Source organism: Allobosea sp. 67-29, assembly GCF_001898115.1.
Classification (GTDB): domain Bacteria; phylum Pseudomonadota; class Alphaproteobacteria; order Rhizobiales; family Beijerinckiaceae; genus Allobosea.
The window spans coordinates 655,101-661,881 of sequence record NZ_MKSQ01000005.1 but is presented as its reverse complement, the minus strand read 5'-3'; the positions used below and the strand labels follow the sequence as shown (position 1 = coordinate 661,881).

General features: G+C 66.5%; 6 protein-coding genes. 4 read left to right on the top strand and 2 right to left on the bottom strand.

Features of this window, described 5'->3' with window-relative positions:
- Nucleotides 1-224: 224 nt before the first annotated feature.
- On the bottom strand, nucleotides 225-1,091 hold the full coding sequence (locus tag BGO20_RS03630) for a LysR substrate-binding domain-containing protein (protein ID WP_291663479.1): 867 nt from the start codon (nucleotides 1,089-1,091) through the stop codon (nucleotides 225-227).
- 197 nt (nucleotides 1,092-1,288) lie between these two features.
- Here BGO20_RS03630 and ilvD point away from each other — a divergent pair, with 197 nt between their 5' ends.
- Both ilvD and BGO20_RS03620 read left to right on the top strand, forming a co-directional pair.
- Nucleotides 1,289-3,130 carry a dihydroxy-acid dehydratase gene (gene ilvD / locus BGO20_RS03625; RefSeq protein WP_291663478.1) on the top strand — a complete coding sequence of 614 codons (1,842 nt, stop codon included), beginning with the start codon at nucleotides 1,289-1,291 and terminating at the stop codon, nucleotides 3,128-3,130.
- Between the two features lie 119 nt (nucleotides 3,131-3,249).
- Nucleotides 3,250-4,200, top strand: coding sequence for a hypothetical protein (locus tag BGO20_RS03620; protein ID WP_291663477.1), 951 nt, complete (start codon nucleotides 3,250-3,252; stop codon nucleotides 4,198-4,200).
- A 54-nt stretch (nucleotides 4,201-4,254) separates the two neighbouring features.
- Here BGO20_RS03620 and BGO20_RS03615 read toward each other — a convergent pair whose 3' ends face one another.
- Nucleotides 4,255-4,722, bottom strand: a complete 468-nt coding sequence (locus tag BGO20_RS03615) for a hypothetical protein (protein ID WP_291663476.1) — start codon at nucleotides 4,720-4,722, stop codon at nucleotides 4,255-4,257.
- Between the two features lie 217 nt (nucleotides 4,723-4,939).
- On the opposite strand from BGO20_RS03615, the gene BGO20_RS03610 reads away from it, so the two are divergent.
- Nucleotides 4,940-5,383, top strand: a complete 444-nt coding sequence (locus tag BGO20_RS03610; RefSeq protein ID WP_291663475.1) for an Lrp/AsnC family transcriptional regulator — start codon at nucleotides 4,940-4,942, stop codon at nucleotides 5,381-5,383.
- A gap of 177 nt (nucleotides 5,384-5,560) precedes the next feature.
- Complete coding sequence (locus tag BGO20_RS03605; protein ID WP_291663474.1) at nucleotides 5,561-6,691, top strand: saccharopine dehydrogenase family protein; 1,131 nt, start codon at nucleotides 5,561-5,563, stop codon at nucleotides 6,689-6,691.
- Nucleotides 6,692-6,781: the final 90 nt, after the last annotated feature.

The following is a 6,781-nucleotide window of genomic DNA, read 5'->3' as shown; positions in this document are numbered from 1 at the left end:
GCGGCGGCGCCGTCTCGATGGGCGGTTTATAGGCGGGACATCTTTCTCCTGTCAACGCGCTTTTTGAAAGTTTTTCGACAAAAATGAATTCTCGAACAAATTCAATTTGCTAGGCGAAGTTGGGCGGTTTTGAACCGCGGCCCGCATGCCGCCGTCCGCTCTCGAAGCGGAATTTCCCTGCGGCGATCCGGGAACGATCGGAAAAGGCTTTGGAAAGCGCCGCCTCAATACGAGGGCGCGCCATCGCTCAAAGCTTCCGCCAGAAAGGCGGAGAGCGCGGCCATGGCGGCCGATGTCCGGCCCGGAGCGAGATGCAGCGCGATCTCGGAGGCCGGCAGCACCGGCAGGCCGTGCTCGGCCCCGAGCAGCTGAAGACCGGGACGGGCCGTGCCGGCCTTCACGACCGTCAGCGCCACGCCGGAGGCCGCCATGGCCTCGACGGCGCCGATGCTCGACGAGGAGAACAGGATGCGCCAGCGCAGGCCGGCTTCGTCCAGCGCCTCCAGCGCCCACTCGCGAAACATGTTGGGCGCCTTCAGCAAGGCAAGCTGCAGGGGCTCGTCGATAGCGAAGGGGACACGGTCCGAGCAGGCCCAGGCCGTCTGCTCCCGGCGCAGCACTTCGCCGCGGCCGTCCCCGGCCTTCTGCGTGGCGAGAACGAGGTCGAACTCCTCGCCCAGGCTGTTCAGCAGATCGCGCGTGAAGCCAGTGGTGACCTCGAGCTCGACCTCCGGATGCGAGCGCGCGAAGCGGGCCAACGTCTCCGGCAGGACGACGGTGGCGTAGTCGTCCATCACCGCCAGCCGCACCCGCCCGCTGACGCTCTGCGCGTTGATGACGTCCAGCGCCTCGTCGTGCAGCGCAACGATGCGGCGGGCATAGCCGAGGAATTGTTCGCCCGCGCGCGTGAGCAGAACCTCATGCGGAGACCGCTGCAGCAGGGTCTGCCCTGCCAGCTCCTCCAGCCTGCGGATCTGGGTGCTGACGGTGGACTGGCTGCGGAACAAGGCGGCTGCCGCGCGGGTAAAGCTCCTGAGCTCCGCGACGGTGACGAAGCTGCGCAGCAGGTCGACGTCGATATTGCGCAGCATGGCCCGGATCGCCCTCCTGTTCGGCCACAAACGGAAAGCCCTTATGCCAATTCGGAAACGATCTGTCGCTTATCCATGCGCGCGCCATGCATGGCGCCGATCGTCAAAATCGAAGAATTCAATTTTGACGCGCGACGTCGCAGCGATAGTTTGACGTGAACGGGACGTCGCAAGCCCGAGACCGGAGACGCAAAGAAATGCCCAAGCTGAGATCCGCAACCTCCACCCATGGCCGCAACATGGCCGGCGCCCGCGGCCTCTGGCGTGCCACCGGCATGAAGGATGGCGATTTCGGCAAGCCGATCGTGGCGGTGGTGAACTCCTTCACCCAGTTCGTTCCGGGCCATGTCCATCTCAAGGACCTCGGCCAGCTCGTCGCGCGCGAGATCGAGAACGCCGGCGGCGTCGCCAAGGAGTTCAACACCATCGCGGTCGATGACGGCATCGCCATGGGCCATGACGGCATGCTCTACAGCCTGCCCTCGCGCGAGATCATCGCCGACAGCGTCGAATACATGGTCAACGCCCATTGCGCCGACGCGATGGTCTGCATCTCCAACTGCGACAAGATCACGCCAGGCATGCTGATGGCGGCGATGCGGCTCAACATCCCCACCGTCTTCGTCTCGGGCGGACCGATGGAGGCCGGCAAGTATATCGCCGAGGGCGTGCTGAAGAAGGTCGACCTCATCGATGCCATGGTCGCCGCCGCCGACGACAAATATACCGACGAGCAGGTCGAGGTGATCGAGCGCTCGGCCTGCCCGACCTGCGGCTCCTGCTCGGGCATGTTCACGGCCAATTCGATGAACTGCCTGACCGAGGCGCTCGGCCTCGCCCTGCCGGGCAACGGCTCGACGCTCGCCACCCATGCCGACCGCAAGCGCCTCTTCGTCGAGGCCGGGCATCTGATCGTCGATCTGGCCCGCCGCTACTACGAGCAGGAGGACGAGAGCGTGCTGCCGCGCAATGTCGGCTCGTTCAAGGCCTTCGAGAACGCGATGACGCTCGATATCGCGATGGGCGGCTCGACCAACACGGTGCTGCACCTGCTGGCGGCGGCGCATGAGGCCGAGATCGACTTCACCATGGCCGATATCGACCGGCTGTCGCGGCGCGTGCCCGTGCTGTGCAAGGTCGCGCCCGCCGTCGCGGACGTGCACATGGAAGACGTCCACCGCGCCGGCGGCATCATGGCGATCCTCGGCGAGCTCGACCGCGCCGGGCTGATCGATACCTCGCTGCCGACCGTGCACAGTGCGACGATGGCCGAGGCGCTCTCGCGCTGGGACGTCAAGCAGACCCAGAGCGAGGCGGTGCGCAGCTTCTACAGCGCGGCGCCAGGCGGCGTGCCGACCCAGACCGCCTTCAGCCAGGAGCGCCGTTACGAAGAACTCGACACCGACCGCGAGAAGGGCGTGATCCGCAGCGCCGAGCATGCCTATTCCAAGGATGGGGGCCTCGCGGTGCTCTACGGCAATATCGCGCTCGACGGCTGCATCGTGAAGACGGCGGGCGTCGACGCCTCGATCCTCCGATTCTCCGGCCCGGCCGTGATCTTCGAGAGCCAGGATGCCGCCGTCGACGGCATCCTCAACCGCAAGGTCAAGCCCGGCGACATCGTGCTGATCCGCTATGAGGGGCCGCGCGGCGGGCCGGGCATGCAGGAGATGCTCTACCCGACGAGCTATCTGAAGTCGAAGGGCCTCGGAAAGGCCTGCGCTCTGGTCACCGACGGCCGCTTCTCGGGCGGATCCTCGGGCCTTTCGATCGGTCACGTCTCGCCGGAAGCGGCCGAGGGCGGCGCGATCGGCCTCGTCGAGGACGGCGACATCATCGCGATCGACATCCCCAACCGCAGCATCTCGCTGCAGGTCTCCGACGAGGAGCTGGCCCATCGACGCGCCCATATGGAGGCCAAGGGCAAGGACGCCTGGAAGCCAGCGGCGCCGCGCAAGCGCAAGGTCTCGACCGCGCTCAAGGCCTATGCCGCCATGGCGACCAGCGCCGCCAAAGGCGCGGTGCGCGCGGTCGACTGAGCGGCATCCGCCGAACCACATCGGAGCGACCGGCCGGCGACGGCCGGTCGTTCTGCTTTCTGGACGTCGGCCGATCGGTTCCTCTAACCTGAAGGCCGGATCGACGTGGAGAAAACCGGATGCGGGCCGTCGCGGTCGCCCTGAGCTGCCTTTTGTCGCTTCCGGCCAGCGCGGCCGGACCGTTCGGCAAGATCGTTGTCGGCAACTGGTCGGGCGGAACCTTCACCAGCGACGCCACGGGCGCCTTCTCGCATTGCGCCGTCAGCGCCCGCTACAAGAGCGGCGTCACCATGCTGACCTCGGTGACGGCGGATTACACCTGGCTGCTCGGCTTCTCGAAGCCTGGCTGGACGCTGCGGACGGGCGAGACGCTGAAGCTGCGCCTCGTCTTCGATCGCAGATCGACGATCGACGTCGTCGCCAACATCAAGTCCCCGACCTTGCTGACCATCGCGATGCCGGCGCAATCGGCGCTGATCAGCGCCTTCCGGCAGGGTCGCTACCTCGAACTCGTCGCCAACGACGCACGCTATACCTTCGCATTGACCTCGACCGGCGAGATGCTGCCGGCGCTCGTCGAATGCGTGAAGCAGAGCGGCAACGTGCGCGGTCCGGTCTCGCCCGACGCTCCCGCCGACGCCCGCTCCGATCCGCAGCGGCGCGAGACGCTGGAGAGAGACAAGGCCGCGCGCGCCGAAAAGAAAGCGCTGCTGGAAAAGACCCGCGATCTGATCAGCGGCAAGATGCTCGCCTGCATTGGCCGCGAGGGCGCTTCCATGCTGCTGACCGACGAGAAGGCGGAAGTCGTCGCCAAGGCGGCGATGCTGTTCTGCAAGAACGACGTCGACGCCCTGACCAACGCCACGATTGAGCTGATCGAAAACGAGGAGGGGCGCCCGGCCAATCGCGGCGCGATCCGCGAGGCGGCCGAGAAGCGCGTCCAGGAGGTGGTCACGGCGCATATCATCCGGACGCGCGGCAACATGCTCAACAAGCGGATGGCGCCGCCAAAGCCAGCCGCGCCGGCACGCCCCGCCGACCCGGCGGGGCGCCCTGCCCAGATGCTCTGAAACGCAGAATGCCGCGCCCTTCCGGCGCGGCATTCGATTCCGATCGGTGCCGGATCAGCTCTTGAGCTTGGCGTTGCACTGGCTCCAGTAGCCGCCGCCCTTTTCGATCCACTTCAGATTGCCGTTGGCGTTGGCCGCCTTGTTGGCGTTGTACTGGTCGGCGCAGGTCTTGAGACGAGCCTTGCCGGCGCTTTCGTTCGAATATTTTTGCGAGACCGCCTTCGGGAACACGGCGGCCTTGGCCTTGCCCATCGGCGCCGCAGGCTTGGCGGCCGTGGCTGCGGCCGGCGCAGCAGCGGGCTCGGCCGGCACGGCGGCGGCGGCATCCGTGTCCGACGCATCATCGTCGCCACACTGGGCCTTGCGGAAATCGTTCCACTTCTGGCCCTTGAGCGTGTTGGCCTTCTTGGCGTCCTGATACTTGGCGCTGCATTCCTTCATCGTCAGCGCCGCGGCCGGCGACACGGCGAAGGACGCCAGCGCAAGCGCCGACGCGGATGCGAGAATGAAAGTCCTGAACATGGCGTTCTCCATGGCAAAGATCGGTTGCCGCCGGGGAGCATGCCACTCTTATTCGAGACGCAATGCAAGCCCTTTCCGGCCCGCGCCAACGCCCCCGGACGGCCTGCCGGTTCCTAGGAAAACTGACCGCTACGCCCGCCCGGACGCCCGCTCCCCGGCTTGCCCCTCACCGGGGTTTGCCCGCATGGTGCCGGCCTTGCGAAGCAGCGGAGACAGCATGGCGAGACCGTCCGACGCGGCGAAGGACCGAGACCTGATCCGCATTCTGTCCGAGAATGCGCGCCTGCCGCTCTCGGAGATCGCCAAGATGCTCGGCGTCTCGCGCGCGACCGTCCAGGGGCGGCTGGCGCGGCTGGAGCGCGAGGGGATCATCGCCGGCTACACCACCATCCTGGGCAGAGCCGCGCGGCCCGCGACCACGATCGCGGCTCTGGTGATGATCGAACTCGAGGTCAAGCGGCAGGGCGGGGTCGTCGCGGCGCTGAAGAAGCGGCCCGAGGTCGTGCAGTGCGACACGCTGAGCGGCCATTTCGATCTTTATGTGAAGGTCGAATGCGAGACCGCGAGCGACCTCGACGCGGTGATCGACTGGATCGCCGAGATGGACGGCGTAAGGCGGACCACCTCATCCGTGATTCTGGCGCGGAAGTTCGAGCGCTGACAGGTTCGCCCAGGTCGAGGCGCAGATGGATTATCCATCGAATTTCAGAATTAATCTGCGATATTGGCAGTCATAAGCCATCGAATCGACGATCCGCCCGTTAAATCGAGCAGGCCCCGGCTCCAGCATGGCGTCAGCGAACGGTCCGCAGCGGACCGGCCATGACAGGAGATCGCCATGACCATCCAGAAGAAACGCATCGCCGTTCTCGGCGCGGGCCAGATCGGTGTCATCATCGCCGGCATGCTGGCCGAGCAAGGCCATGAGGTCACGCTGGCGGATGCGTCGCAGGCCCAGCTCGCCCATGCCACTGGCAAGCGCTTCGGCACGGCGGTCGTCGACGCCTCCGACCTCGCGGCGCTACGCGCTTTCCTCACGGATCGCGACATCGTCGTCAGCGCCTGCCCGTATTTCCTGAACAAGGGCATCGCCAAGGTCGCGGCCGAAACCAAGACCCATTATTTCGACCTGACCGAGGACGTCGCCACCACCGCCTATATCAGGGAGCTCGGCGAGACCGCCGATATCGCGCTCGCCCCGCAATGCGGCCTGGCGCCGGGCTTCATCTGCATCCTCGGCGCCGACATGGCGGCGCGCTTCGAGACTGTGCGCACCATCAAGATGCGCGTCGGCGCGCTGCCGCTCTATCCGACCAATGCGTTGCGCTACAACGTGACCTGGTCGGTCGACGGGCTGATCAACGAATACTGCAATCCCTGCGAGATCGTCTTCGACGGCCAGCCGACCCTCGTTCCCGCGCTCGAAGGCATCGAGAGCGTGATGATCGATGGCGTAGGCTACGAGGCCTTCAACACCTCCGGCGGGCTCGGCACCTTGACCGAGACCCTGGCCGGCAGGGTGCGCAACATGAGCTACAAGACGCTGCGCTATCCCGGCCATGCCGAGATCATGAAGCTGCTGCTGCGCGACCTCGAACTCGCCGACGACCGCGAGACGATGCGGCGCATCCTCACGCATTCCGCCCCCTTCACCCGCAAGGACGTGGTGGTGATCTTCGTCACCGGCGTCGGCGAGCGCAATGGCCGGCTGGAGGAGGAAAGCGTCGTGCTGCGCTATGACGGCAACGACGATCTCGGCGCGATCCAGCTCACCACCGCGTCCGGCTGCGTCGCCATGGTCGAGCTGTTCCTGGCCGGCAAGCTGCCTGCCCGCGGCTTCGTGCGGCAGGAGGATGCGGTTCTCGCCGACTTCCTGGCGACGAAGGCCGGGACGCGGCTGGTGCGCGAGGCGCGCGGCGCCGATGCGACCGCGCTCGGCCACACGCTGGCGATCAAGGCCGCCGCCTGAGGAGGCCAACCGCGCCGAGGCGGGCCGGAGCGCGCCCGCCTCACGCCCTTGTGTGCAGAGGTGTAGGACAGGCGCCCCATGCATCGGTTA